The sequence below is a fragment of the Maritimibacter sp. genome (assembly GCF_016774595.1).
GTDB classification, from domain to species: domain Bacteria; phylum Pseudomonadota; class Alphaproteobacteria; order Rhodobacterales; family Rhodobacteraceae; genus Maritimibacter; species Maritimibacter alkaliphilus.
Window position 1 is genome coordinate 257,183 of sequence record NZ_JACBWT010000003.1, and the last position, 25,351, is coordinate 282,533.

The 25,351-nt window shown below is 65.7% G+C and carries 26 protein-coding genes; 13 read left to right on the forward strand and 13 right to left on the reverse strand.

Annotated features, from left to right (window positions below):
- Nucleotides 1-7 precede the first annotated feature (7 nt).
- Genes HOY44_RS21270 through HOY44_RS21280 form a run of 3 tightly spaced genes read left to right on the forward strand, consistent with a single transcriptional unit; the run spans nt 8 to nt 3,934 of the window.
- Nucleotides 8-943, forward strand: a complete 936-nt coding sequence (locus HOY44_RS21270; RefSeq protein ID WP_287437656.1) for an aldo/keto reductase — start codon at nt 8-10, stop codon at nt 941-943.
- Entirely contained in the window at nt 940-2,571 is a 1,632-nt protein-coding gene (locus tag HOY44_RS21275; RefSeq protein WP_287437658.1) for a GMC family oxidoreductase, read from the forward strand. Before HOY44_RS21270 ends, HOY44_RS21275 begins: the two co-directional genes overlap by 4 nt.
- Nucleotides 2,564-3,934 carry an FAD-dependent oxidoreductase gene (locus HOY44_RS21280; protein WP_287437660.1) on the forward strand — a complete coding sequence of 457 codons (1,371 nt, stop codon included), beginning with the start codon at nt 2,564-2,566 and terminating at the stop codon, nt 3,932-3,934. Before HOY44_RS21275 ends, HOY44_RS21280 begins: the two co-directional genes overlap by 8 nt.
- Here the strand turns inward: HOY44_RS21280 and HOY44_RS21285 are convergent.
- The 3 genes from HOY44_RS21285 to HOY44_RS21295 form a co-directional block, all read right to left on the reverse strand.
- Entirely contained in the window at nt 3,931-5,640 is a 1,710-nt protein-coding gene (locus HOY44_RS21285) for an FAD-dependent oxidoreductase (RefSeq protein ID WP_287437662.1), read from the reverse strand. The two genes, HOY44_RS21280 and HOY44_RS21285, sit on opposite strands and share 4 nt — an antisense overlap.
- Nucleotides 5,637-7,394 carry an FAD-dependent oxidoreductase gene (locus HOY44_RS21290; protein ID WP_287437664.1) on the reverse strand — a complete coding sequence of 586 codons (1,758 nt, stop codon included), beginning with the start codon at nt 7,392-7,394 and terminating at the stop codon, nt 5,637-5,639. Before HOY44_RS21290 ends, HOY44_RS21285 begins: the two co-directional genes overlap by 4 nt.
- A gap of 92 nt (nt 7,395-7,486) precedes the next feature.
- Nucleotides 7,487-8,446 carry an AMP-binding protein gene (locus tag HOY44_RS21295; protein ID WP_287437667.1) on the reverse strand — a complete coding sequence of 320 codons (960 nt, stop codon included), beginning with the start codon at nt 8,444-8,446 and terminating at the stop codon, nt 7,487-7,489.
- A gap of 67 nt (nt 8,447-8,513) precedes the next feature.
- Here HOY44_RS21295 and HOY44_RS21300 point away from each other — a divergent pair, with 67 nt between their 5' ends.
- Entirely contained in the window at nt 8,514-9,233 is a 720-nt protein-coding gene (locus HOY44_RS21300) for an SDR family NAD(P)-dependent oxidoreductase (RefSeq protein WP_287437669.1), read from the forward strand.
- Nucleotides 9,234-9,275: 42 nt separating this feature from the next.
- Here HOY44_RS21300 and HOY44_RS21305 read toward each other — a convergent pair whose 3' ends face one another.
- Genes HOY44_RS21305 through HOY44_RS21315 form a run of 3 tightly spaced genes read right to left on the reverse strand, consistent with a single transcriptional unit; the run spans nt 9,276 to nt 12,198 of the window.
- Nucleotides 9,276-10,148, reverse strand: coding sequence for an SDR family oxidoreductase (locus tag HOY44_RS21305; RefSeq protein ID WP_008327601.1), 873 nt, complete (start codon nt 10,146-10,148; stop codon nt 9,276-9,278).
- Entirely contained in the window at nt 10,145-10,936 is a 792-nt protein-coding gene (locus tag HOY44_RS21310; RefSeq protein ID WP_287437672.1) for an enoyl-CoA hydratase/isomerase family protein, read from the reverse strand. Before HOY44_RS21310 ends, HOY44_RS21305 begins: the two co-directional genes overlap by 4 nt.
- A gap of 8 nt (nt 10,937-10,944) precedes the next feature.
- Complete coding sequence (locus HOY44_RS21315; RefSeq protein WP_287437674.1) at nt 10,945-12,198, reverse strand: aromatic ring-hydroxylating oxygenase subunit alpha; 1,254 nt, start codon at nt 12,196-12,198, stop codon at nt 10,945-10,947.
- A 114-nt stretch (nt 12,199-12,312) separates the two neighbouring features.
- Between HOY44_RS21315 and HOY44_RS21320 the strand changes: the two genes are divergently transcribed.
- Nucleotides 12,313-12,837 carry a VOC family protein gene (locus tag HOY44_RS21320; protein WP_287437677.1) on the forward strand — a complete coding sequence of 175 codons (525 nt, stop codon included), beginning with the start codon at nt 12,313-12,315 and terminating at the stop codon, nt 12,835-12,837.
- Nucleotides 12,838-12,899: 62 nt separating this feature from the next.
- Nucleotides 12,900-13,217 (forward strand): 2Fe-2S iron-sulfur cluster-binding protein, encoded by a 318-nt coding sequence (locus HOY44_RS21325; RefSeq protein WP_008327595.1) that lies wholly within the window; start codon nt 12,900-12,902, stop codon nt 13,215-13,217.
- Between the two features lie 9 nt (nt 13,218-13,226).
- Here the strand turns inward: HOY44_RS21325 and HOY44_RS21330 are convergent, their stop codons facing one another.
- Together HOY44_RS21330 and HOY44_RS21335 are read right to left on the reverse strand one after the other, a co-directional pair.
- A complete protein-coding gene (locus tag HOY44_RS21330; protein WP_287437680.1) occupies nt 13,227-13,613 on the reverse strand; it encodes a nuclear transport factor 2 family protein in 387 nt (128 codons plus the stop codon).
- Nucleotides 13,610-15,238, reverse strand: coding sequence for a class I adenylate-forming enzyme family protein (locus HOY44_RS21335; protein WP_138424385.1), 1,629 nt, complete (start codon nt 15,236-15,238; stop codon nt 13,610-13,612). The genes HOY44_RS21330 and HOY44_RS21335 overlap by 4 nt, the downstream gene beginning before the upstream one ends.
- Before the next feature lie 314 nt (nt 15,239-15,552).
- Here HOY44_RS21335 and HOY44_RS21340 point away from each other — a divergent pair, with 314 nt between their 5' ends.
- From HOY44_RS21340 to HOY44_RS21365, 6 genes are all read left to right on the forward strand, one after another.
- The gene (locus HOY44_RS21340) at nt 15,553-16,695 is read left to right on the forward strand and encodes an ABC transporter substrate-binding protein (protein WP_138424386.1); all 1,143 of its coding nucleotides are present in this window, start codon (nt 15,553-15,555) and stop codon (nt 16,693-16,695) included.
- A gap of 82 nt (nt 16,696-16,777) precedes the next feature.
- Nucleotides 16,778-17,668: a branched-chain amino acid ABC transporter permease gene (locus tag HOY44_RS21345; RefSeq protein WP_008327578.1), complete on the forward strand. Its 891-nt coding sequence runs from the start codon at nt 16,778-16,780 to the stop codon at nt 17,666-17,668.
- On the forward strand, nt 17,665-18,561 hold the full coding sequence (locus HOY44_RS21350; protein ID WP_287437685.1) for a branched-chain amino acid ABC transporter permease: 897 nt from the start codon (nt 17,665-17,667) through the stop codon (nt 18,559-18,561). The genes HOY44_RS21345 and HOY44_RS21350 overlap by 4 nt, the downstream gene beginning before the upstream one ends.
- On the forward strand, nt 18,548-19,312 hold the full coding sequence (locus tag HOY44_RS21355) for an ABC transporter ATP-binding protein (RefSeq protein ID WP_138424389.1): 765 nt from the start codon (nt 18,548-18,550) through the stop codon (nt 19,310-19,312). Before HOY44_RS21350 ends, HOY44_RS21355 begins: the two co-directional genes overlap by 14 nt.
- Before the next feature lies 1 nt (nt 19,313).
- Complete coding sequence (locus HOY44_RS21360) at nt 19,314-20,021, forward strand: ABC transporter ATP-binding protein (RefSeq protein WP_287437687.1); 708 nt, start codon at nt 19,314-19,316, stop codon at nt 20,019-20,021.
- A 3-nt stretch (nt 20,022-20,024) separates the two neighbouring features.
- Nucleotides 20,025-20,828, forward strand: coding sequence for a sugar phosphate isomerase/epimerase family protein (locus HOY44_RS21365; protein ID WP_287437689.1), 804 nt, complete (start codon nt 20,025-20,027; stop codon nt 20,826-20,828).
- Between the two features lie 9 nt (nt 20,829-20,837).
- Here HOY44_RS21365 and HOY44_RS21370 read toward each other — a convergent pair whose 3' ends face one another.
- From HOY44_RS21370 to HOY44_RS21380, 3 genes are read right to left on the reverse strand one after another with little or no spacing between them, the layout of a single operon-like run.
- A complete protein-coding gene (locus HOY44_RS21370; RefSeq protein ID WP_287437691.1) occupies nt 20,838-22,322 on the reverse strand; it encodes a class I adenylate-forming enzyme family protein in 1,485 nt (494 codons plus the stop codon).
- The gene (locus tag HOY44_RS21375) at nt 22,319-22,666 is read right to left on the reverse strand and encodes a MaoC/PaaZ C-terminal domain-containing protein (RefSeq protein ID WP_287437693.1); all 348 of its coding nucleotides are present in this window, start codon (nt 22,664-22,666) and stop codon (nt 22,319-22,321) included. The genes HOY44_RS21370 and HOY44_RS21375 overlap by 4 nt, the downstream gene beginning before the upstream one ends.
- On the reverse strand, nt 22,663-23,088 hold the full coding sequence (locus tag HOY44_RS21380; RefSeq protein WP_287437695.1) for a hypothetical protein: 426 nt from the start codon (nt 23,086-23,088) through the stop codon (nt 22,663-22,665). The genes HOY44_RS21375 and HOY44_RS21380 overlap by 4 nt, the downstream gene beginning before the upstream one ends.
- Nucleotides 23,089-23,188: 100 nt before the next feature.
- On the opposite strand from HOY44_RS21380, the gene HOY44_RS21385 reads away from it, so the two are divergent.
- Nucleotides 23,189-23,581 carry a nuclear transport factor 2 family protein gene (locus HOY44_RS21385; protein WP_287437697.1) on the forward strand — a complete coding sequence of 131 codons (393 nt, stop codon included), beginning with the start codon at nt 23,189-23,191 and terminating at the stop codon, nt 23,579-23,581.
- A gap of 13 nt (nt 23,582-23,594) precedes the next feature.
- Here HOY44_RS21385 and HOY44_RS21390 read toward each other — a convergent pair whose 3' ends face one another.
- Both HOY44_RS21390 and HOY44_RS21395 read right to left on the reverse strand, forming a co-directional pair.
- A complete protein-coding gene (locus HOY44_RS21390; RefSeq protein WP_287437699.1) occupies nt 23,595-24,557 on the reverse strand; it encodes a fumarylacetoacetate hydrolase family protein in 963 nt (320 codons plus the stop codon).
- Nucleotides 24,558-24,579: 22 nt separating this feature from the next.
- Nucleotides 24,580-25,254 carry a TetR/AcrR family transcriptional regulator gene (locus HOY44_RS21395; RefSeq protein ID WP_287437701.1) on the reverse strand — a complete coding sequence of 225 codons (675 nt, stop codon included), beginning with the start codon at nt 25,252-25,254 and terminating at the stop codon, nt 24,580-24,582.
- Nucleotides 25,255-25,351: the final 97 nt, after the last annotated feature.

Sequence of the window (25,351 nt, forward strand, 5' to 3'; positions counted from 1 at the left end):
GAGTGTCATGGAATACCGCAATCTTGGACGCTCGGGGCTGAAAGTCTCGACCGTCGGGCTGGGCTGCAACAACTTCGGCTGGACCATCGGGCTTGACGACAGCCGCGCGGTGATCGACGCGGCCATCGACGCCGGGATCACGTTCTTCGACACCGCGAACGTCTATGGCAAGGGCGGCGGGTCCGAGACGATGATGGGCGAAATCCTTGGGGATCGGCGCAAGGATATCGTGCTGGGCACCAAGGCGGGGCTGGCGATGCCCGACGGGTCCAAGGGCGGAAGCCGCGCGAACATCGTGCGGGCGTTCGAGGAAAGTCTGATCCGGCTCAAGACCGATTACATCGATTTCTACCAATTTCACTGGTCCGACCCGGACACGCCCATCGATGAGACGCTGCGCGCGATGGACGATCTGATCCGCGCGGGCAAGGTGCGCTATATCGGCTGCTGCAACCTTGCCGCGTGGGAACTGGTCGAGGCGGAATACATCGCGCGCGAGCTTGGCACCAATCGCTTCATCGGGACACAGGCCGAGTTGAGCCTGCTTCGGCGTGAGAACGAGACGGCGCTGATCCCGGCGCTCGCGGCCTATGGCATCGGGTTCCTGCCGTATTTCCCGCTGGCGAGCGGTCTGCTCACCGGGAAATACAAGCGTGACGCGATCCCCGAGGATAGCCGTTTCGCCAAGCTGGACACGATGGCGGGGCGCTATCTGACGGATGAGAACTGGGACAAGACCGAGAAACTCGCCGCCTTCTGCGAAGCGCGGGGGCGCACGATGGTGGAGCTGGCGTTCTCGTGGCTGCTGACGCGCCCGACCGTGGCGAGCGTCATGGCGGGGGCCACGAAACCCGCGCAGATCGAGGCCAACGTCGCGGCGACCGGATGGGCGCTGACAAAGGACGATCTGGCCGAAATAGACAAGATAACGGGGGCCGCATGAGCACGTTCGATTACATCGTCGTCGGGGGCGGCTCGGGCGGGGCGGTCATGGCCACCCGCCTGTCGGAGATCAAAGACGCCCGTGTTCTGTTGCTCGAGGCCGGGCCGGAGGACAAGGCGTTCTGGATCACGCCGCCGATGGGATACCCGATGCTGTTCACCAACCCCAAGGTGAACTGGATGTTCGAGACCGAGCCGGAGCCGGAACTGAACGACCGCCGGATGTATCAGCCGCGCGGCAAGGTTCTGGGCGGCTCCTCCGCAATCAACGGGATGCTCTACATTCGCGGCCATCCCGAGGATTACGACGGCTGGCGGCAGATGGGAAACACCGGCTGGGGCTGGGACGATGTGCTGCCCTATTTCAAGAAGGCCGAGGACAACACGCGCGGGGCCGACGATCTGCACGGCACCGGCGGGCCGCTGCGCGTGTCGGACCAGGCGGGCGGGAACGAGGTGGCGGATGCCATCGTCGAGGCGGCCTGTGAGGCCGGTCTGCCGCGCAACCCCGATTTCAACGGGCCGTGGCAGGAGGGGGCCGGGTATTTCCAGACCACCACCAAGGATCGGCGGCGTCATTCGACCGCGCGCGCCTATCTGAACCCGGTGCGGGGCCGCGCGAACCTGACCGTCATCACCGAGGCGCAGACGACGCGGGTGCTGACCGACGGGCGGCGCGCGACGGGCGTGGAATACAAGCGGCGCGGGCAGATTGAAACCGTGACGCTGTCGGACCGGGGGGAGGTGGTGCTGTCGGCCGGCTCGTTCGGCTCGCCGCAGATCCTGCTGCAATCCGGGATCGGGCCGGGCGAACATCTGGCGGACCGGGGCGTGCCCGTGGTCCACGACCTGATGGGGGTGGGCGAGAACCTGCGCGACCACTTCTATTGCTCGCTCATGTTCCGTTGCAAGAAACCCGTGACGATCAACGAACTGGCGAACAGCCCGATCAAACAGGTGATCGCGGGGGCGCAATACGTGCTCATGAAGCGCGGGCCGCTGGCGTCGAACGGGATTTTCGCGGGCGTTTTCGCCAAATCCTCGCCCGACAAGCATCGGCCGGACATTCAGATCAACACGAATATGTGGACCGTTGGCAGCCGGACGAAATCGGGGATGAAGGCGCATCCGTTCCCCGGCTTCACCATGAGCCCGGTGCATCTCGACCCCCGCTCGACGGGAACGATCCGCTTGAATTCGACCGATCCGACCGCGCCGCCCGAGATCAAGATGAACTTTTTCCGCGACCCGGTGGACCGGGCCACCATGGTGCGGGCGGTCAAGCTGGTGCGCCACATCGCATCCCAGCCCGCGCTGTCGGGATACGTCGAACACGAGATCGCGCCGGGGTCCGAACACGCCACCGACGCCGAAATCGAGGCGTGGCTGCGCGGAGCGGCCATCGCCAACCTGCACCCCGTCGGCACCTGTCAAATGGGGCCGGACCCGGCGACGGGTGCGGTGGTGGACGAACGGCTGCGGGTGCACGGCATGACGGGTCTGCGCGTCGTGGATGGATCGATGATGCCGCGCCTGCCGTCGGGCAACACGAACGCGCCGATCATCATGGTGGCCGAGAAAGCCGCCGACATGATGAAGGCCGACCGGAAGGAGCCAGCGCATGTCTGAGCGCGATTATGACGTCATCATCGTGGGCGCGGGCGGGGCGGGTCTGTCCGCCGCGATCGAGGCGACCGAGGCGGGGGCGCGGGTGCTTTTGATCGAGGCCGGGGCCAAGGCGGGCGGATCCACCGCGCTGTCGGGCGGGGTCTATTGGGCCGCCGGCACCTCGCTGCAACGCGAGGCCGGGATCGAGGACGACGCGGACAGTCAGTTTCACTACTACATGACCGTCAACCAATACAAAGTGGACCCGGCTCTGGCCCGCCGCTACTGCGACATGTCGGCCCCGACCTTCGAATGGCTCGTCGGCTTGGGCGTGAATTTTCCGCTTGAAAACCTGTATGTATCCGGCGTCGACAAGATCCGGCGCGGGCATCGGGCCGAGGGGCACGGGGCCGAGTTCGCCGAGGTGCTGGAGGGCGCGCTTGCGGGCCGTTCGGTGGACCTTGCCACCCATACGCGGGTGCAGGAGTTGCTGATCGAGGATGGCGCCGTGACCGGGGTGGTCGTCGATGGCGACCCGGTGCGCGCGGGGGCGGTCGTGATCGCTTCGGGCGGGTTCGGGAACAACCGGCGGCTCTGGGCCGAGTTGTATCCGTCCGCCGCCAAGCAGGGCGAGTTGGCATGGTATATCGGCGCGGACGAGTGCCGGGGCGACGGGCTTGAAATGGGCCGTCGCGCGGGGGCCGATCTGACGCGGCCCGACATCGGGCTGCTTCTGATGACGCCGGGGTTCGCCCATGACGTCGAAAGCTACCTGCCGCCCTGGGTCGTGCATGTGAACCACGAAGGGCGGCGGTTCATCGACGAGGCGACGGAATATTCCGTGCTGTCCGAGGTTCTCTCGACCCAGACGGCGGGCGAGTGTTTCGCGATCTTCGACGAGGCCGCGCGGGCCGAGGCCAAGGCGCATCCCGCCCCCAACTGGGCCGCCGACCGGCTGGCCGAATTCGCGGAGAAAGGCCCGGTGGTGAAGGCGGACACGCTGATCGAGCTTGCCGAACGGATCGGGGTGCGCCCCGAAACGCTGGTGACGACGGCCGAGCGGTATTCGGCGGATGCACGGGCCGGGGCGGACAGCGCGTTCTTCAAGGCCCCCGCGCATCTGCGGCCCATCGAAACACCGCCGTTCTACGGCGTGCGCATCCGGCCCGCCATCGTGTGCTGGACCGGGACGGGCCTCAGGATCGACGCCGAGGCGCGGGTGCTGGATCAGGCCGACCGCGTGATGCCGGGGCTGTTCGCGGCGGGCGAGACGACCGGGGGCTTTGCCGGGCCGTGCTATGCGGGCGGCGGGGCATCCATCGGGAACGCGGTGATCTTTGGCCGGGTGGCCGGGGCGAACGCGGCCAAGCGCGCGCTGGGTTAACCCGCGCGCGCCCGATCCGCCGCGTGGTTCGCGGCCCGGTAGGCAAACGTCATGCCGGGCCCCAGCGTGCCGCCGCCGCCGGGATAGGCCCCGCCGAACGCATTGGCCATGTCGTTGCCGACGGCATAAAGGCCGGGGATCGCCCGGTCGGAGGTGTCGAGCACCTGCGCGTTCTCGTCGGTCGCGATCCCTTTGAAATTGCCGATCTCGCCTGCATAGACCCTGACCGCGTAGAACGGGCCTTTGCCGAGCGGGCGCAGGCTGGGGTTCGGCGTCTGGGTCGCGTCGCCGTGGTAGCGATCATAGGGCGCGCGGCCCCGGTGAAACGCGGGGTCTTCGCCCTTGGCGGCATGGGCGTTGAACGTGGCGATTTCATCGGCCAAAGCGGCGGGGTCGATGCCCGCTTTCCTTGCCAAAGCCGCGAGCGTCTTGGCCATGAGAAGATAACCCGATTGCACATGGCGGCCCATCGGCATCGGCCACGGCTTCACATGGCCGATCCCCCATTGCCGCACCGCGCGCGCGTCCCCGATCAGCCAGGCGTGATCGGCCCCGCGGTCCGACATGGCCGCGATCATCTCGCGCCCCAGATCGTGATAACTGGCGGATTCGTTGGCGAAGCGGCGGCCATCGGGCAGCACCATGACGAAGCCGGGCTTGTAGCGGTCGACGAGGTGGGGCCAGACCCCGGTGAAATCCTCGACCCCCGGCAGTTTCGACACCGGCATCCACGCGGCGGCATTGGCGGCGTTCGACTGGAACCGCGCGCCCACGGCTTCGGCCATGTTCGCCGCGTCGCCGGTGTTGCCGGTGGGCAGCGGCGCGACGAGCGGTTGCGTGTTCACCGGCGCGGGATGTTCGGCGGCGCGGCGGTTCGGATCGCGGGCGTAACCCCCGGCGGCCAGCACCACGGCGCCCGCGTCGATGCGCAGCGGCCCTTCGGGCGTGTCCAGCATCGCACCCGTCACCGCCTCGCCCTCGCGGATCAGCGCGGTGGCGGGGGAGGCGAGCAGGATCTCGACGCCCGCCTCGTGCGCGCTTTGGGCCAGCCGCGCGATCAGGGCGCGGCCCGTGGTGAGCTGCTGCGACTGGCCGTAGCGCAGCATCTGGACCGCATGGCCGGACATGCGTTTCGCGACGTGCTTGAACGCGGTCCATGATCGGGTGGCCGAGAAGAACAGCTTCACCTCCGCGCCCGAACGCATGGTCATGCCGATGAAGGATGTCTGCGGCAACTCGCGCTTCAGCTTGTCCGCCAGCGGGCCGAGGTTGCGCAGGTCGTAAGGCACGGTGAAGAGCGAGCGAACGGAAGATGCCCCCTCCTGCTCGGAGTGATAGTCGGGAAAGGGCATGGCCATGAACCGCACATGCGTCTTGCTTTCCAGAAAGTCGATCATGCGCGGGCCGTCGTCCAGAAACGCGTCGATCTTGGCGGGGTCGAGGTGCTGACCGCTCTCGATCTCAAGATACCGCTGGGCGCGGGCGCGGTCGTCGGTCTCGCCCGCCTGCGCTTCGATGGATTTGGAGTGGTGCGTGCCGGGCACCCACAGCCCGCCGCCCGACGTGGCGGTGGTGCCGCCGAACACCGGGGCCTTCTCGGCCATGATGACCGAAAGCCCCCGGTCGCGGGCGGCAAGCGCGGCGGTGAAGGCCGCGCCGCCGGTGCCGATGACGAGGATGTCGCAGGTGCGGGAGGGGTCGGTCACTCCGCCGCCTCGACGCTGGCCTCCGGCGCGATCCCCGGCAGGGTTTTGCCCGCGCTTTCCGCGATGTGACGGGCCGCGATCCACGCGAAGACCATGCCCGGCCCGATGGTTCCACCCGCGCCGGGATAGGCACCGCCGAACACGTTGGCCTGATCGTTGCCGACCGCGTAAAGCCCGCCGATCGGCTGGTCGTCATGGCCCAGAACGCGGGCGTATTTGTCGGTGGCGAGGCCTTTGTAGGACGTGATCTCGCCCGGATAGATGCGCACGGCGTAGTAGGGGCCGGTTTCCAACGCGCCGAGCGCGGGGTTCGGCTTGTGTTCGTCATCGCCGTGGTGCTTGTCATAGGGCGTCGCACCACGTTGGTATTCGTCGTCGCGTCCGGCCTTGGCGAAGCCGTTGAACCGGGCGACGGTGGCCTTCAGCTCTTCGGCCTCGATCCCGCAGATGCTGGCAAGCTCGTCCAGCGTCTTGCCGCGCTTCAAATACCCGTTCTTGATGTAGCGCCCACGCGGGATCGGGAAGGGGCGGACAAAGCCGATGCCCCAACGCTTGACCGCGCGGTGGTCCGCGATGAGCCATGCGGTGTCGGTGCCGCGTTCCTCAAACGCGTCGATCATCTCGATCACGAGGTCACGGTAGTTCTGCGATTCGTTGGCAAAGCGCCGCCCGTCCGGCGTGACCATCAGGAACCCCGGCTTGGTCCGGTCCACCAGATGCGGCCAGACGCCGGTGTAATCGGTCGCACCGGGGAGCTGCGAGGTGGGCATCCATGCCGCCGCTGACGACAGGTTGCCGTTAAAGCGCGCGCCGACCGCCTCGGCCATGCGCGAGCCGTCGCCGGTGTTGCCCATCGGGACGGGCAGGACCGGGTCCATCGTCGCGGTGACGCCGGGGTGATGTTCGCGCCGCCGCTCGCGGTCGCGCGGATATCCGCCGCCGGCCAGCACGACGCCGTGACGCGCGCGCACCTCGACCTCGCCGTCGGGGGTGTTGAGCCGCGCACCGACGACTTGGCCGTTTTCCTCGATCAGCGAGGTTGCGGGGCTTTCCAGCCAGAACGGCACGCCGTCATCGGTCAGCGTGCGGGCAAGCCGGGCGATCAGGGCGCGGCCACGCACGATGCTTTGGGTCGAGCCATGCAGGGCCACGTCGCGGAAATGGCGGATCATGCGTTTCGCCACGAAAGCCATGGCTTTGGGCGAACGTCCGGCCTTCATGAAGGTCTTCATTTCGAGCGAGGACCCCAGCGCGAGGCCAAGGAACAGGGTCTGCGGAAGCTCGCCCTTCAGCGTCTTCATCAGCGGCCCCATCTTGCGCGCGTCGTATTCGACGGACCCGAGCGAGCGGATCGACGAGGCGCCGTCTTCGTCCGGGTGATAGTCGGGGAATTCCATCGAATGGAATTTGACCTCGGTGTTGTCCTCCATGAACGCGACCATGGTGGGGCCATGTTCGAGATAGGCGTCGATGCGCGGCTCGTCCACGTATTGCCCGGCCTCGATATGCAGATAGGTGCGCGCATCTTCCAGCGTGTCGGTGACGCCGATGGTCTTGCCGAAGGGGGCCGCGTGGCGGTTCATCGGAATCCAGATCACGCCGCCGGATGTGGCGGTCGTCCCGCCGAACACCGGCTCTTTCTCGGCCACCAGAACGTCGAGCCCGGCTTTGCGGGCCGTGGCGGCGGCGGTCAGCCCCGCGCCGCCCGAGCCGATGACGAGCACGTCGACAGTGCGATCGGTTTTCTTGTCCATGCGATCCTCCCTTTTGCGGATTGTATCAAGTGAGGGATCGTTCTGTATACGAAAATATCGCGCAATGGGCGAATTGGGGTGCTTTCCGCCCCCTACCAGCCGCTCAGAAGCACCTCTTCCTCGGCTTTCGGGAGGACGAGTCGCCCCTCGCTGTCGAGATGGCCCAGAATGCCGGTGCGGAAGAATCGGTCGGTGAAGCCCGCGCCGGGTTTCCCTGCGTAACCCAGAAACACCCCGGTGCCGCGCAGCCAGACTTCGCCGGTCTGGTAGAGCAGAACATCCATGCCCGTGCGCGGGTCGACGATCATCACCTCGACCCCGCCGACCGGGCGGCCCTTGGTCGTGGTGATGGTGCCGGTCGGGTCGCGCGGGTCGCTGGACAGGGCCAGCCCCATCGTCTCGGGCAGCGACAACCCGTTCACGATCCGGGTGTCGGGCTGGGCCGCCGCGACCTCGGCCAGCCGGTCGCGGCCGGCGTCGAGATGCAGGCGTTTCAGGTGGGGCCGGGGGGTGTAGGCGGCGACGGCGTCGCGGTCGATAAGCCAAGCGGTCGTCGCCCGATCCATGTCGCCCGACAGGTCCAGCGCCGCGCCGGAGGCCATGCAGGCGGCGAAAACCGCCCAGAATCCGGGGTCGGTCACGCGCGCGGCCAGCACGACCCGGTCGTCTTTCGTGAACCGTTCGCGCAGCGCGATCGCCGCGCCGATATGGGCCGCGTCGGCGGAGGCATGGCAGACCGCATCGACGCTGCCGTCGGCGCGGGTCGCGGCGAACACCATGTCGGTGCGCGAGGGCAGGGGGGCGGAGGTGTCGGTGAAATGGAACACTTCGCCACGGGCGAGATCGGACAGGACGGCGAGCGTCTGGGCCACCGGACCATCCCCCGGGGCCGAGCCGTCGGCAAGCACGGCACGGGCGTCGGCCCATGTCAGCACATGGTCCGCGTCGATCAGGGCGGGGCGGTCCGCGAACCGATCCGCCGCGCGGTCGAGCAGGGTGAGAAGCGTCCGGTGTTCCCCCGTTCGCTGCGCTTCGTGCGCCGTGGTTGCCATCGCGCTTCCCCCCGTCAGGAGTTTGTGTTTCAATGAGTAGTCTACTGTATACGGGAGGAAACGTCCAATGCCTTTGGCACTGATTACGGGAGGGGCCGCCGGATTGGGCGCCGCCATCGCGCGGGAGGCGCATGACCGGGGATACGAGGTCGCGGTCATCGACCTGACCACGCCGAAAGACGTGCCGTGGCGCAGCTTTATCGGCGACGTGACGGACGAGGCGAGCCTGATCCGCGCGCTGGACGATCTGGGCGCGGTGCCCGACCTTCTGGTCAACAACGCGGGGATCGTTCAGTTCGCCCCGCTGCTCGAAACGACGACCGAGAGCTTCGCCAGGACCATCGCGATCAACCTGACCGGCGCGTTCACCATGGCGCGGCTGGTGGCCAAGGGCATGGTGGAACGCGGGTCGGGCCATATCGTCAACGTGACCTCGACGGCGGGCATCGCGACCTCGCCGGGCGTGAATGCCTATGTCCCGGCCAAGCGCGGGCTGGCCGGACTGACCGAGCTTATGGCGCAGGAGTGGGGGCCGTCGGGCGTGCGTATCAATGCGGTCGCGCCGGGGATGATCGACGGCGGCATGTCGACGGGCATCTACAAGAACGACGCGGCGCGCAAGCTGCGGTCGAGCGCGGTTCCGTCGCGCCGTCTGGGCCGCGAGGACGACATCGCGCAGGCGGTGATGTGGCTGGACAGCGACGGTGCGAGTTACATCAACGGGCACGAGCTGGTCGTCGATGGCGGGGTGACCAAGGCGGTCATGTCGCTGATCCCGCGCGACTGAACGGCACGGCGCCGAGGCGGGAGGCCCCGGCGCCGCGATCCCTTAGTATTTCTGGAACTGCTCGGGCACGCCCGCGGGCCAGACGACGCCCCACATCCGCATCCCGCCGTCGATGGTCAGCACCTCGCCGGTGATGAAATCGCCCGACGGGGCGGAGAGGTAGACGACGCCTTCGGCCACGTCCCAGCTATCGCCCATGCGGAACATCGGGTTCACGTTGTTGAACCGCTGGGTCGCTTCGGGCGGGTAGTTCGACAGACCTTCGGTCGCGATGGCGCCGGGGGCGACACAGTTCACGCGGATGCCCAACGGCCCCCATTCGGTCGCCACGGTCCGGGTCAGGTAGATCACGCCCGCGCGCGCCGCACAGGTATGCGCGGCCTGCGGCATCCCGCGTTCGACATGGGCGACGTTGGACACCACATGCCCCGGCTCGCCCCGGTCGCGCCAGCGTTGCGCCGCGCCCTGCATCATCCACCACGTGCCGTTGAGGTTCAGGTCGATGACCGATTTCCAGCCCTTGCGGGAAAAGTCGATGGCGTTCTGCGGATACTGCCCGCCCGCGTTGTTCACGAGCGTATCCAGACCGCCGAATTCCTCGAACGTCTCATCCAGAAGCGCGTCCACCTGATCCTCGTCGCGGATCGACATGGGGCGGTAATGGATGTCCGCCCCGATCAGGTCTTTCGCCTGTTTCTGGGTCTCTTGCAGCAATTCCTCGCGCCGCCCGCAGATCATCACCTTGGCGCCGAGCCGGGCGCATAGGAACGCCATCGCCTTGCCCATGCCCTGCGAGCCGCCGGTGATGAGGAACCGCTGCCCTTCCAGCAGGTCGGGGGCGAAAATCGTCTTGTGCGTCGCCAGTTCCTCGGGCGTGAGGCCCCAGTTCGGTTTCTGCGGTGCCTGATCGGTCATTCTGTCCTCCGGAAATTTGCGTCGCGTTTCTCGGCATAGGCCGCGATGCCTTCGCGGCTGTCCTCGGAACGCATCAGCCTGTCTGCATTGGCGTGGCCCCGGTTGATCGCAGCGGGGAGCGGTTCGTTCTGCGCATCGTTGAACAGCGCCTTGCCGAAGCGGATCGCCTTCCACGAATTGGCGAGCATGGTGTTCGTGAACGCCAGCGCCTCGTCCATCAGCCGCTCCTGCGGGACGACCCGGTTCACGACGCCAAGGTCATACAGCCGTTCGGCGGGGAAGAGGGTGCCGCAGGTGATGATCTCCATCCCGATCTGACGGGGGAGTTGCTGGGCCAGTCGCTGCACGCCGCCGGTGAAGGCGACCATGCCGCGTTTGACCTCAGGCAGGCCGAAGAGCACGCCTTCGGCGGCGATGAGGCAATCGCAGGCGAGCGAGATTTCCAGCCCGCCCGCGACGGCCGCGCCGTTGATGGCGCCGATCACGGGTTTTTCGATCACCCGTTCGGTCACGCCGCAGAAGCCCGCGCCCGGCACCAGCCCGTGACCCGCGCCGCGCTCGGCGGCTTCCTTCAGGTCCATGCCCGCGCAGAACGCCTTGTCCCCGGCGGCGGTCAGGATGATCGCGCCGACCTCGGGGTCGGCCTCGGCCTCGCGCACGTAGCGGTCGACGAGGTAAGACCCTTCCGCGTTCATCGCGTTCGAGACGTGCGGGCGGTTCAGCGTGATGACGCAAACCGCCCCCTTCCGCTCGGCAAGAACCGGCGGCTGATCTGGCTGGACGGACATGGGGTGCGTCAGCTTTCGGCGGGCTCGGAGGCTTTGGCCGAGGTCAGGTCGACCTCGGTGATCCAATCGCCCAGCTTGTCGGGCACGCGCATGTGTTCCGGCACGTCCGCCTCGCCGATCCGTTTGTCCAACTCGGCGTGCCAGTGGTAAATGCGCCGCTCCTGATAGTTCAGGGGGAAGCCGCGCAGGCCCGCGCTTTCGACCGACTTCTGGATCTTGTCCGCGAATTGCAGGTCTTCGTCCAAGATGTCGACGAAGTTCTTGATCCGCATGTCCCACCGCTCGGGCCGCTCGCCGTCACCCCAAGAGGGGGCGAACCAGTGCACTTCGATGGTCATGGTGTCGATCGAGTCCGGCCAGAAGCACAGCACCGGGATACCGGCGGGCGCGACGGGCGAGACGAAGTTCGGATAGGCGAAGAGCGAGTAGTTCGTGTTCTCGAAGAACGGATCGACGCCTTCGACTTCGGGCAGGCCTTTGACGCCGGGGTCTTTCCAGCCTTCGCGCTTGTAGGGCGTGACCATCCGGCTGTGGCCCTTGTCCCACAGCGTGATCGCCGTGCCGCGATGGTCGAGGAAGCGGTCGACCGTATTCTGGTGGATCGATTTCAGGTGATAGGTTTCCATGAAGGCATCCAGAAGGATCTTCACGTTGCAGTTCACCTTGATCGCCTGCTTGTCGACAAGGATGAGCGTCTCGGGCTTCACCTCGTCCAGATCGCGCGCCGCCGGTCCAAGATAGTCGCGCAGCGGCTCGGCCTCGGGGTCGAGGTTCACGAAATACAGGTTGCCGATGTTTTCGCAGCGGACCTGAATAAGACCCCGGCACGACATATCCAGATCGACGAAATCGCGGCGGTCGCGCAGGTTAATCAGCTCGCCGCGCGTGTTGTAGGTCCAGCCGTGGTATTTGCAGGTCACGCCGCGCGACTTGCCGTTTTCCTCGGTCACGACCGGCGCACCGCGATGGCGGCAGGTGTTGTAGAAGCAGCGAACCTCGTTGTCCTCGCCGCGAATGAAGAACAGCGGCTCGCCAAGGCGGGTCCACTGGACGTAAGAGCCGACCTCGGGCACCTCGTCGGAGTGGATCGCGTAGACCCAGGACTTGTGCCACATGCGCTCGATCTCGAGCTTGTTGAACTCGGGGTCGACGTAGCGGTCGCCGGGAATGTCAGGGAGCTGCGGGAACCCCTCGGGCGGGCCGCCGCGCTTGGATTCGTAAGCCTGCTGGTCCTTGATGGCCTGCACTTCGTTCGGATTCATTTCAACCTCCTCCCCGACTCGCGGGTATGGTGACGCGCGTTTCCGTGGTTCCTTGTATTTTATCAGCCGCTCTCGTATATGCAAACCATAAGTTCTGTATTTTTGGGGGCGAAGATGTCGCAGCGGTTCGGCAAGATCATGCAGCTTGGATACGTGGTTCACGATCTCGACGCCGAGGTGGATCATTGGACCCGCGTGATGGGTGTCGGCCCGTTCTTCGTCACCGGCACGGTGCCTTATGATACGGTGACGTTCCGGGGGGCGCCCTGCGATGCCGAAACCCGCGTCGCGATCGCCAGCCATGACGGGATGCAGATCGAAATCATTCAGCAAACCGGGGGTGGCGCGTCGACCTTCACCGAGTTTCTGGAGGCGACCGGAGGCGGGCTGCATCACGTCTGCGCGCTGACCGACGACCTCGAGGCCGACATTGCGGCCTGGGCCGCGCGGGGCGTGGATGTCTTGCAAGGCGGCATGACCAAGGCCAAAATCCCGTTCGCCTATATGGACACGGACCCGGACAACCGGGGGCGGGTGCTGGAGCTGGTTCAGCCCAGCCCCGGATTGCTCAGGTTCTTCGACAAGATCGAGACGACCTGTGCAGGGTGGGACGGGCAAACCGCACGAATCGACCTGTGAATTGTATGCGTTGACCGCATTATCTGGATACAATACTCTGACCCGGTAACACGGAGGACCACATGCCCAAGATCAACGCCACCGACCGCGACGGGACCGAAAAAGTCATCGAGGCCGAGAACGGCCTATCGCTGATGGTGAACCTGCGCGACAACGGCGGGCTGGACATCGCGTCGATCTGCGGCGGCATGTGTTCCTGCGCCACCTGCCATGTCTATGTCGATCCCGACTGGATGGACAAGATCGGCGCACAGGAACCGGACGAATACGAACTGGTCGAGTTTTCCGAGCACTACAAGGAGAATTCGCGCCTGTCCTGCCAGATCGAGATGTCGGACGATCTGGACGGGATCAAGGTGACGCTGGCGCCCGAGGACTGAGCCGGGCGCTCAGAGCGGCCGAAGCGTGTAGCGGCTGATCTTGCCGTTCGCGATTTCGAACCAGACGAAGAAGGGCTTGGTTTCGCCACCCGGCCCTTCGACCAGCCCAAGAAACGCGCCTTTGCCGTCCTCATAGACGAGCGTGTCGATCCGGTGCCGGATTTTGGCTTCGGCCAGTTGTTCGACACGGGCCGACAGGAAATCCTGCACCTCGGCACGGGACGAAAACCCCGACGGCTCCGCACGGGCGAACCCGTGATGCGCCCAGACCTGAGCATGGGACCAGTCCACATCCTCGGCCAGCGCCGAAGCCGCGCGCACCATGTCGCCCGAGTCGATGCCGTCGTAATAGGTCGTCTGAATGAGGTTGATCGCCTCGTCGCGTGTGGCCGTCATTGGTCCAGCATCTCCCGCAGTTTGAACTTCTGGATCTTGGACGAGGACATCGGCCATTCGGTGATGTAGTGCACCTCGCGCGGGACCTTGAAGCTCGAGAACTTGTCTTTGCAGAAGTCGATGATCTCCTGCGGGTCGGGGTTGGCGCCCGGCACGAGCTCCACAAAGGCGACGGGCACCTCTTGCAGCCGCGCATCGGGCTTGCCGACGACCTGACAGAACTTGACCGCATCGTGGCCCGAGACGACCGCCTCGATCTCCTGCGCCGCGACGTTTTCGCCGCCGACCTTGAGCATGTCCTTCAGGCGCCCGTGATACATCAGCGTGCCGCCCGCATCGAAAGCGCCCAGATCGCCGGTGTGGAACCAGCCGTCGCGCTTGGCCTCGGCGGTCTTTTCCGGGTCTTTGTAATACTCGGTGAACACAGAATAGCCGCGCACGCAGATTTCGCCGATCTCATCCGTGCCGCAGGGGCCGGTTTCCGGGTGCACGATCTTGACCTCCAGCCCGTCGAAGGGCTTGCCCAGACGGCGGGTCCGTTCCTCGTAGCTGTCGGTCGGAAAGCTCGTGGTCACGGTGCCCGAGGTTTCGGTCATGCCGAACGTGCCCACCTGAATGGCGTTCGGGATCTTGTTCTGGATCGCCTTGGCGAAGGCCGCGGGCTGCATCGCCATGTTCGAGTTCATGATGCGGATCGACGACAGGTCGCGCTTGTCGAAATCCGGGTGATAGATCATGTCGCCGATGAAGGTGCCGAAGCTGGGGTAGGTGACGGTGGCCCGTTCCGCTTCGATCATTTCCAGCGCAACGCCGCCGTCGAAATACTGCATCGACAGATAGGTGGCCCCGACCGAATAGGCGGCGCAAAGCGGGAACATCGCCCCGATGTGATACATCGGCAGCGGCGACCAGAACACATCGTCCTCGGTCATGTCATAGCGTTTCGCCATCGCCTGCCCGGTGCGGATCAGGCTTTCGTGCGAAATCATGCAGCCCTTGGGATGCGACGTGGTGCCCGAGGTATAGAGCATGAGCGCGGTGTCGCGCACCCGCACGCGGTTGCGTAGGGCGTCGATCGTCTCGGCGGGCACGGTTTCGGCGATCTCGCGGAACGCGGCATCGGTGGTGAAGCCGGGGGTTTCGTCGGACCCGATCAGGATCAGGCGCTTGAGCACGGGCATGTTCGGCAGGTCGAGGTCGGCGTTCACGGGCTGCGCGCTCAGGGCGGGGATCGCCTCGTTCAGGCGGGCGACGAAATCCAGCCCGTCGGTCACGCGGCCCTGTGTGACGATGGCCTTGATGTCGGCGTTTTCCACCACGAAGCCGAGTTCGTCCCCCCGGTAGCGCGCGTTGATCGGGACCGAGACGGCCCCGAGCAGGGCGATGGCGAAGAAGCATTCGACGGTTTCGAGACTGGAGGGGAGCAGGATGCCCACGTGATCGCCCGGACGCACGCCGAGCGCATAAAGCCCGCGCGCCCGGCGAAGGGTGTTTTCCTGCAATTCGGTGAAGGTCAGGCGGCGGTCGGGGAACACGATCGCGTCTTTTTCCGGATAGACCGCTGCGGTTCTGAGCAGCAGATCGCCAATGGTGGTTACGGCCGTAAATGCCTTGAAATCGAGCATGTGCGCTCCTCCCGTCCTGTCCATATGGGCCTCCCTCGTGCGCATTGAGTATGGAAGCACCGCTTACCGTATACAAGGGAAATCCGCACGGAGCCCCTGTGAAATAGAGTTTCAGCGCATCCGGGCCGTGGGACGTAAGCGGATTCCGACCGGTTTTCGGGCCGAAGTGTACTGGCTGGTGAACACATTGATGTTGATTGTTGTGTATATTTATGACCAGTTCGGCCATACAAAACCCGAACAGATGCACGCCGTCGATCCGTTCGGAAGAAAAAAGACATTGAATTGTTACGGCATCGAAATGGGAGGAATCCATGAAATTCAAGACACTTATGCTTTCGGCAACCAGTGCGGCAGCGGTTACGCTCGCAGGGGTCGCCGCGCATGCAGAAGACTACAAAGTGGTGATTCTACAGTCGTTGACCGGCGGTGCGGCCTTTATCGGCAAGAACGTCGCGGACGGCGCCGTGCTGGCCGCGGAAGAGCTGAACGAACAGGGCTTTTTCGGCGAGGGCAACCAGATGGTGTTCTCGGTCGAGGATGACGCGACCGACCGGACGCAGACCCTGTCGCTCATCACCCGTCTCGCCGCCGACGAGGACGTTCTGATGGTCATGGGCCCGACCTCGGGCTCCGTCGCCATGGCGGGCGCCAACGTGGCGAACGAGCGGGAATTTCCCGTGATGACCACCACCAACTCGATGGAAGTGGTGGAAAACGGGCCGTGGTCGTTCATCATGACCCAGCCCGCCAGCATCACCATGCCCTTCATCGCGGATTACACCGCCGAAACGCTGGGTCTGGAACGCTGCGCCATCATCGGCGTGAAGGACAACGAGGCCTACGTTGCGCTTCAGCGCATGTATGAAAGCCTGATCACCGAAGCCGGGGTCGAGATCGTGTCACAGGACGGCGTGGCGCTGGCCGACAGCGATTTCTCGGCGCTCGCCACCAAGATCGCGACCTCGGATCAGGATTGCGTGTTCATCGGCACGCCCGCCGCGCAGGGGGCCAACATCATCCTGCAACTCAAGCAGGCCGGGCTGGACCCGTCCACGCCGATCCTCGGCCACAACGCCTTCGCCTCGCCGACCTTCATCGAAAAGGGCGGTGCGGCTGTCGAGGACGTCTACCTGATCGGGGCCTGGGTGCCGGGCGGCGACGACGACTTCTCGTCCGCCTTCGCCGAGAGCTTCGAGGCGAAGATGGGCTTCCCGGCGGACGAATGGAACGCCATGGGATACTCGGGCATGCAGGTCGTGGCCCATGCGGTGCGCGATGCCGCCGAAGCGGGCAACCTGACCCGTGACGGCGTGCGTCAGGCGCTTGGCGAGCAGAAGGACATCCCGGTGGTCGTCGGCACGCATACCTACAGCTACGACGAAGAGCGTGTGCCCTATTTCGGCATGAAGGTTCTTCAGGTCAAAGACGGCGCCTTCACGGTCGCGCCCGAATAACACCTTGCACGATGCCGGGGGCGCCCGTTCGCCCCCGGCACCACGTTCATCGGGGTCCGGCCCCGCAATCTGGGTGGATCACATGCTTTCACAGCAAATCCTGAACGGCCTTGTCTCGGGCTCGGTCTATGCGCTGTTCTCCCTTGGCTTCACGCTGATTTTCGGCGTTCAGAAGCTGCTCAATTTCGCGCATGGCGCCACGTTCATGGCGGGCGCCTTCATCGCTTATTACTGCACGATCAGCGGTCTGCCGTTCCTGCTGGCCATCGGGTTCTCGATGCTCGCGACCGGCCTGATCGCGATCCTGATCGACCTGATCGCGTTCCGAACGCTGCGCAACCGGGGCAATGCCGAGTTTCCCGCGCTCGTCTCATCCATCGGGGTGGACCTGATCCTCGTCTCCATCGCGCAGCAGGTGTCGAAGACGCAGGTGCTGAACTTTCCGTTCGGCACGTTTCCGATCAAGTTCTACGACCTGTTCGGTCTGCGCATCTCGTTGTTGCAGATCGTGATCCTCGCCGTGGTGGCGGTGCTGGTCGCCGCGCTGATCTTTTACCTCAGAAAGACCACCTTCGGGCGGCAGGTCCGCGCGGTCGCGACCAACGAACGCGCCGCCGCGCTTCTGGGCGTGAACGCGCAAAGCGTCTATTTGCAGACCTTCTTCATCGCCGGCGCGCTCGCCGGTCTGGCCGGGGTTCTGATCGGCCTTCTGTTCAACTCGATCCAGTTCCTGATGGGCGAGCCCTACATGCTGCGCGCCTTCGTGGTCGTCGTGATCGGGGGGCTGGGCAGCGTTCAGGGGGCCATTGTCGCGTCGCTCCTTCTGGGGGTCACGCAATCGCTGGCGGTGGCCTATCTGCCATCGGGGCTGACCGATGCGATCATCTTCGGCCTTTTGTTCCTTGTGCTTCTCGTGCGGCCCAACGGGTTGTTCGGTGACATCAATGCCGTCGCCGGGGGGACGCGCCAATGATCCAGTTCTATTACGCCTATCAGCCGATCATCGACTTTTTCCTGTTGTCGGTCGGCTTCGGCTACAGCCAGCAGATCGCGCTGCGGGCCGGTGTGTTCTCCATCGCGACGGCGGGGTTCGCGGCGCTCGGGTCGTACTGCGTGGCGATCCTTGCCACCAAGACCGGCGTGCCGATCTTCCTGACCGTCATCCTCGGCACCGCGCTGGCCGCTGCGGTCGGGGGCCTCTTGGCGCTGCCGCTCGCCCGCCTGCGCGGCGCGTTTCAGGCCATCGCGACACTGGCCTTCGTGCAGATCATCCTGTCGCTTCTGCTCTACGGCGAGGGGTTCACTGGCGGCGCGCTCGGCATCGTCGGCATCCCGCGCGAGGTGAACACATGGATTCTGCTGATCGTCGTCGGCCTGACCATGTACGTGATGTGGAACATCGGACGCTCCGGCATGGGGCGGGTGTTCAATGCGCTGAGGCAGGAAGAAAGCGTCGCCTCGTCGCTGGGTGTGAACATCGGCAAGTATCACATCATCGCCTTCATCATCTCGGGCGCGGTCGGGGGCCTCTTCGGTGGGCTGCAAAGCCTTTATACCTTCCAGATCGAGCCGCATAACTACGGCTTCGCCTTCATCGTCAACGTGCTGACGGTGGTGATCCTGGGCGGGCGCACCACGCTGCTCGGCCCGATCATGGGCGCGCTCATCATGGCGATCCTGCCGGAAATCGCGCGGCCCCTGGCCGAGTACCGGCAGGCCGTGAACGGGGTGATCCTGATCCTCGTCATCACCTTCCTGCCCAACGGCGTCGGCGACGAGATCGTGTTCTGGTTCCGCCGCCGCAAGCAGGCGCGCCAGCAACAGCAACGCGCGAGCGAAAAGGAGGCCCGCGATGCCGTCTCTTAAACTCGAAAACGTGGCCAAGCATTTCGGCGGCCTGAAAGCGGTCGACAAGGTGTCGATGGAGGTGCCGCCGGGCGAAATCACCGGGCTGATCGGCCCGAACGGGGCGGGCAAGTCCACCGTGGTCAACATGATCTCGGGCGTGCTTGCCCTGACCGAGGGCGACATCACCGTCGATGGGGTCAGCGTCGCCACCGACCGCGCCGACATCGTGGCGCGCAAGGGCGTGGCGCGGACGTTCCAGAACATCCGGCTTCTGCCCGAAGCGACCGTCCTCGAGAACGTGCTGATCGGGTTCCACCGGCGCGAAGAGGCGGGCATTCTGAGCCAGATCCTCGGCCTGCCGTCGGCGCGGCGCGACACCCAGCGGTTCGAGGAAAAGGCATGGGCGCTGCTCAGACGTTTCCGGATGGAGGAGTTCGCGGAATTCGAGGCGGGAAACCTTGCCTATGGCCACCAGCGCCGGGTCGAAATGATGCGCGCCATCGCCGCCGAGCCCGACATCGTGCTGCTCGACGAACCCGTTGCGGGCATGAACGATGTGGAAAGCGACGAGCTGGCCACGATCTTTCGCGAACTGGCCGACAGCGGCATGGGGCTTTTGCTCATCGAACACAACGTCGGTTTCGTGACGCGGCTGTGCAAGAAGGTTTACGTTCTGGATTCGGGGCGCATGATCGCCTCGGGCGAGCCGGAAGCGGTGGTGCGCGACCCGCAGGTGGTCGCGGCCTATATCGGGACATCGGGGCACTGACATGACGACACTCACAATCTCCGATCTGCACGTCTCCTATGGCGGGGTGAAGGCATTGCGCGGCGTGTCGATGCATGTCGAACAGGGCGAGATGGTCGCGCTGATCGGCTCCAACGGGGCCGGGAAGTCGACGCTGTTGAACGCGCTGTCCAACGTGGTCAAGCGCAAGTCCGGCGAGATCGTGTTCGAGGGGCGCGAAACCAAAAGCATGTCACCCCATGCCGTGTCGCGCGCCGGGCTTTTGCACGTCCCCGAGGGGCGGCAGGTTCTGGGCGACATGAGCGTTTACGAAAACCTTCAGGTCGGCCTGATCGCACGCGGCAAGCGCAACACGATCTACACGCTCGACCATGTGTATGAGCTGTTCCCGGTGCTCGAAGAACGCCGCGACCAGATCGCGGGCACCCTGTCGGGCGGTCAGCAGCAGATGCTCGCCATCGGGCGCGCGCTGATGGGCGGGCCGCATCTGCTCCTGCTCGACGAGCCGTCGCTGGGCCTGTCGCCGTTGATTACCGATCAGGTGTTCGATGCGCTCAAGAAGCTGAACGCCGAGGGGCTGACGGTGCTGCTGGTCGAACAGAACGCGCACCGCGCGCTCGAAGCGACGAGCCGCGCTTATGTGCTCGACCGCGGGCAGATCGCGTTCGAGGGGGCGAGCAAGGAACTTGCCGGCAATCAGGCCGTGATCGACAGCTATCTGGGGGCCTGAACCATGCACCGTCTTGCCTTGCACCAACTGTCGCTGCGCGACGTGGCCCCGGTGGACCTGCCCGGGATCGCGCGGGGGGCGGGGGTCGATACGGTCTCGGTCTTCGTCACGCCGCCGTCGCCCGATCTGGACATTTTCCCGCGCGTGCTGGCCGAGGATGCCGCGGCCTTTCGGGTGGCCTGTGACGACCATGACGTCGCCGTGCATAACATCGAGGTCTTCTCGCTCGGACCCGACACAGTGGTGGACGATTTCACCGCCGCGCTCGACCTTGGGGCCGGGATCGGGGCCACGCGGCTGACCGCGCTGGTGCAGGACAAGGATCAGGGGCGGGCGGGCGACAACCTGTGCGCGCTGGCCGACGCCGCCGGGGCGCGGGGCCTCCACGTCAGCATCGAGTTCATGAAGTTCTCGGAATGCCGCTCGATCGGGGCCGGGGCGGAGTTGCTGTCGCGTCTTGGCCACGACAATCTGAGCCTGCTGGTCGATCCCCTGCACCTGTTTCGCACCGGCGGGTCGGTCGCCGACCTGCGCGCCACGGATGCCGCCCTGATCGGCGCGGCCCAGATCTGCGACGGGCCGATGGCCGCCCCCGAAAGCCCCTTCGGCGAAGCGGTCGAGAACCGCGGGATACCGGGGGAGGGGGAGTTTCCGCTGGCCGATTTCCTGCGTGCGCTGCCCGCCGGAACACCCATCGACATGGAAGTGCCGATGAAGCGGTTCGCCAAGGCGGGGCTATCACCGGCCGAGCGCAGCGCGCGACTGGTCAAGGCCACCCGCGCCTTGCTGGCCCAAGCCAAGGTCTGAGGCCGCGCCTCAGACCAGCTTTTCCACCTCTTCCCGCAGAATCTTACCGCTGACCGAGCGGGGCAGGTCGTCCATCCCCACGAACAGAACGCCCTTGGGGCGCTTGTAGCCCGCAAGTTCGGCCCGGCACAGCTCGATCACCGCCTCCGCGTCGATCTCGGCCGCCGGAACGACCACCGCGATCGGCACCTCGCCCCATTTGTCGTCGGGCTTCTTCACCACGATGGCGTCCGCGATGCGGCTGTCGGACAGAAGCACGCGCTCGATCTCGGCGGGATAGATATTCTCCCCCCCGGATTTGATGAGATATTTGGAGCGGCCCGCGAAGACATATCCGTCGTCCAGCTTGCGGAACATATCCCCCATGTGGAACCAACCGTCCGCGAAATCCTTTTCGTTCACCGCGTCGTTGTTCCAGTAGCCCGAAAACACCGTCGGCCCGCGCACCCAGGCCTCGCCGGGTTCGCCGTCCGGCACCTCGTTCCCCTCCGGGTCGCACAGGCGCAATTCGGTCAGCAGGGTCAACTGCTTGGGAAAGGTGGTCGGGCGGCTGCCCACGGGGATGAGGTTGGCAGACAGCGGCGCCATGCCTGTCTCGGTCGCGCCGAAACTGTCGAGATAAGGCGCGCCCACCAGCGATGTGATCTCGGCGATGGTGTCCGAGGGGACGAGGTCGGCCATACAGCCCACCGCCCGCACGCCCTTGATCGGCGGCTGACGTTCCTTCAGCGCCTCGATCAGCGGGTCGATGGTGGCGGGGACGAGCATGAGCCAGCCGACCGGGAACCGCCCCAGCGCGTCGATGATCCGGTCCACGTCGAAGCCGTCTACAACATAGCCCGGCGCACCGGACATGAGCGCGGTGCACAGATGCTCCGACCCCCCGATATGGAACATCGGCGCCCAGGCGACATACCCGTCGCCGGGCAGGATACCCAGATCGAGCCGCATGGAGCTCATCCGTGCAAGCTGGGCGCGGTGGCTGATGACGGCGGCCTTGGGGCGGCCCGTGGTGCCGGAGGTGTAGATGATGAACAGCCCGTCCTCGGGGTCCGCGACACAGGTCGTTTCGCCCTCGTCCGACAGATCGTGGAACCCGGCGACGGGCACGCCCGCCGCCACCGCCCGCGCCGTGTCCATGTAACGCGGCGAGGCGACGATCAGCGCGGGTTCCACCAGCGCGGTGCAATAGGCCAGCTCCGGCTCGGCCAGCCGGACGTTGGTGCAGGCGGTGATGAGCCCCAGCTTGGCCGCGGCGTATTGCAGAAGCGCATATTCGATCCGGTTCTCGGAAATCACCGCGACCCGGTCGCCGCGCGTCAGGCCGCGCGCGGCAAGGGCGGCGGCGCAGCGGTCGACGGCCTCCAGCATGGTGCGGAAGGTCAGGTCCGTGGTGCCGTCGGTCAGCGCCAAAGCGTCAGGTACCGTGCGCGCCCGCATGGCGAGCAGGGGGTAAACCGTGGTCTGGGCGGCGCGGGCGATCGTGGCGGTCATTCCGGCTCTCCGAAGGTGAAGGTTGCAGTGACGACGGGGGCACCGTCGCGCAGAAGCGTCGCCTCATCCCCGTCCGTGCGGGCGACGAGGTTGTCGTCTTCGAGCACGTTTCCGACGAAGCGCGCATCGACGGCGGTGATCTCCCTGTCGGGGTCGTCCGCCATGAACGCGCTCATCAGATAGGCGAGGTTCGCGGGGCCGGGGTTCACCCGGCGCGGGCCGAACCCCGCCGCCTCGGCCGCCTCGCGGGTCAGGTGAATCTGGTTGTCGTCGTTCAGAAGGGCGCACCAGTCGGCCATGTCGGGGCCGGACACGGGGCCGAAGGGCGTATCGGATCGGGTCATGTGGCGGCGTCCTCGGCAGGGAAAATGATGTGGAGGGCGATGGTCGTGAACGGCGTGTCGTCGTCCAACGCGATCTTGAGGTGCAGGTGGTCGGCATGGCCGTAACGGCGGCTCGGCTTGCGCTCGATCCGGTCGATCAGCGGCGTGACGGTGTAGACCCGGTCGACCAGCAGGGGCCGCGCGACGGCGATCCGGCAGCGGGCCAGAACCGGACCGGCATCGAAGTCGAGGCCAAGCGAGGTGCTCAAGTCCTTGATCGGCAGGGGCAGCCCGCCGAGCGCGCCGACGAAGGCGAAGATCGGGTGCGCGCGCGCGTCGGTGCGGGCCGGCGCCCTCGACATGCGGCGCACGTGGTCGTCGCGCGTGCCGGTCAGGTCGAAGCTGCCGACGGCGAGGGTCGGATAGGGTCGTGTCGTCGTCATGCGAGTCTGCTGTTCCTCTCTCCCGCCATGAATGTATACGATCTTGGATTTTGCGTATACAGTCAATGTGACGGACGACCCAGCGAAACGGAGCGGCGCAATGGACCCGACGGCAGACAAACTCGCGATCCTCGAACTGGTCGCGGCCTACGGCGATGCGGTGAACCGGCGCGACGGGGCGGCGTGGATCGGCTGCTGGGCCGAGGACGCGGTATGGTGCATCCGGGACCGCCGGATCGAAGGGTCCGCCGCGATCCTTCAGACATGGGAAACGGCCATGGCCGGCTATGCCGATGTCCATTTCTTCTCGCATCTGGGTCGGCTTTCCGTGACCGAGGACACGGCATCGGGCCGCGTCTACACGCAGGAATTCCTGCGCACGACCGACGGCGACCGCCGCACGCAGATCGGCGAATACGACGATCTTTTCGCGCGGCGGGGCGGATCGTGGGTCTTCACGGCGCGAAGCTTTCGCATCCGCGACACGGTCTAGGCCGGGCGCGCGCCTAGGCCCCCGGTTTCACCAGCTTGTTGCGCAGCACGCCGATCCCTTCGACCTCGAGCTCGACGACATCGCCGGGGCTGAGGAACCGCATGTGTTCCAGCCCGCAGCCATTGCCGACCGTGCCGGAGCCAAGAAACTCACCCGACCGGATCGTCTCGGAGGCCGAGATGTGTTCGATCAGATCGCCGAACGACCAATGCATCGTCGAGGTCGAGCCGCGCCCCCATTCCTCGCCATTGACCCGGCAGATCATGGTTTTGTCGTAGGGGTCGCCGAATTCGTCGGCGGTCACAAGGCACGGCCCCATCGGGTTCGCCGTGTCGAAATCCTTGCCCTTGGCGGGGCCGAGCGAGCCGCCCATTTCCGCCGTCTGCGCGTCGCGGGCGGTGAAGTCGTTGAAGATCGTATAGCCGAAGATGTGATCCATCGCGTCGGCCTTCTTCACGTCCTTGGCGGGCTTGCCGATGTAGACGCCGAACTCCAACTCAAAATCCATGAAGTTGGAATAGCCGGGCCAGATCACGTCATGCTCGTGACCCACCACCGAAAAGCGGTTGGCTTTGTAGTAGATCGGCTGATCGTAAAACGTCTGCGGCACCGACAGGATGCCCTTTTCCTCCATCTCGCGCTCGGCGGCGGCGGGGTCGGGCATCTGGCTGGCCCTGAGTTTGCGCGCCTGCTGGAACGCCTGAATGAGGTGCGTCTCGAAGCACAGGCAATCGCGCATCTGCGGCGGCGGTTCGATCGGGGCCATGAGGCGCACCGCGTCCAGCGCGACGGTCGCCGCCCCCTTCGCCGCGTCCTCGGCCTGCGCCAGCGCGCTTTCGCCGCCTTCCGCGATCCACAGGACCGACGCGACCGCGCCGCCCGAATTGGCCGCAAGGTCCGCGATCGCCGTACCGTCGTTCACCAGCGCACCGGGGCGGCCCACGCCGTCGCCGGTGTCGTATGTGACCAGTTTCATCTGTTTCTCCTCCCTGAAATCTTCAGACGCCGCGCGTCTGGCTCCGGTCCCGGTGCTTCAGCCCGGCGACGAGGATCGCGCACATATGCAGCGCGGCCTCTTCCCAGTTGTCCGACTGCACCTCGCCGTTCGACAGCCGCGCCATACGCCCGTTGTCGGTCATCAGAATGGTCATGGCGCCCAGCATGGTGTGATAGGCCCAATGCACCTCTTTCACCGTCCAGTCGGGAAAGCACTCCGCGATGGCGGCGGTCAGCATGTCGGCCACGGGGTCGAACATATCGCGAAAGATCCCGCGCGCCTCGGACTGGGGGTCCGACATCTCGCGCACGATGATCCGCCCGAAATCCGCCGAGGGGCTTTCACCGCGCAGCGAGAACATCGGATAGATCAGCGCCTTGACCACAAGGTCGATGCGCCGGTCGAGGTCGGGTTCGGCGCGTGCCAGCCTGAGCCCCGCGATCCGCTGATCCATGATGGTCGGCGCACGGGTTTCGAAGATCGCCCGATAGAGCCCCTCTTTCGACCCGAAATGGTAGTTGATGAGCGCGACGGGCACCCCGGCGGCCTCGGAAATCTTGCGCACCGTGGCGGCATCGAATCCCCATTCGGCGAACACCGGCTCGGCCGCGGCAAGAATGCGCGCCTTGGCGGATTCGCTGGGCTCGGCCCTTTTTTTCATGGGTTTGGTCGTCATCATCCGCCCTGTTGTTGAACGCTATGATAATAATCTTGAACGGCTGTTCAATACCCGTTAGCGTCTGACTCGGAGGAAACGGCGAAAGCCATCAGGG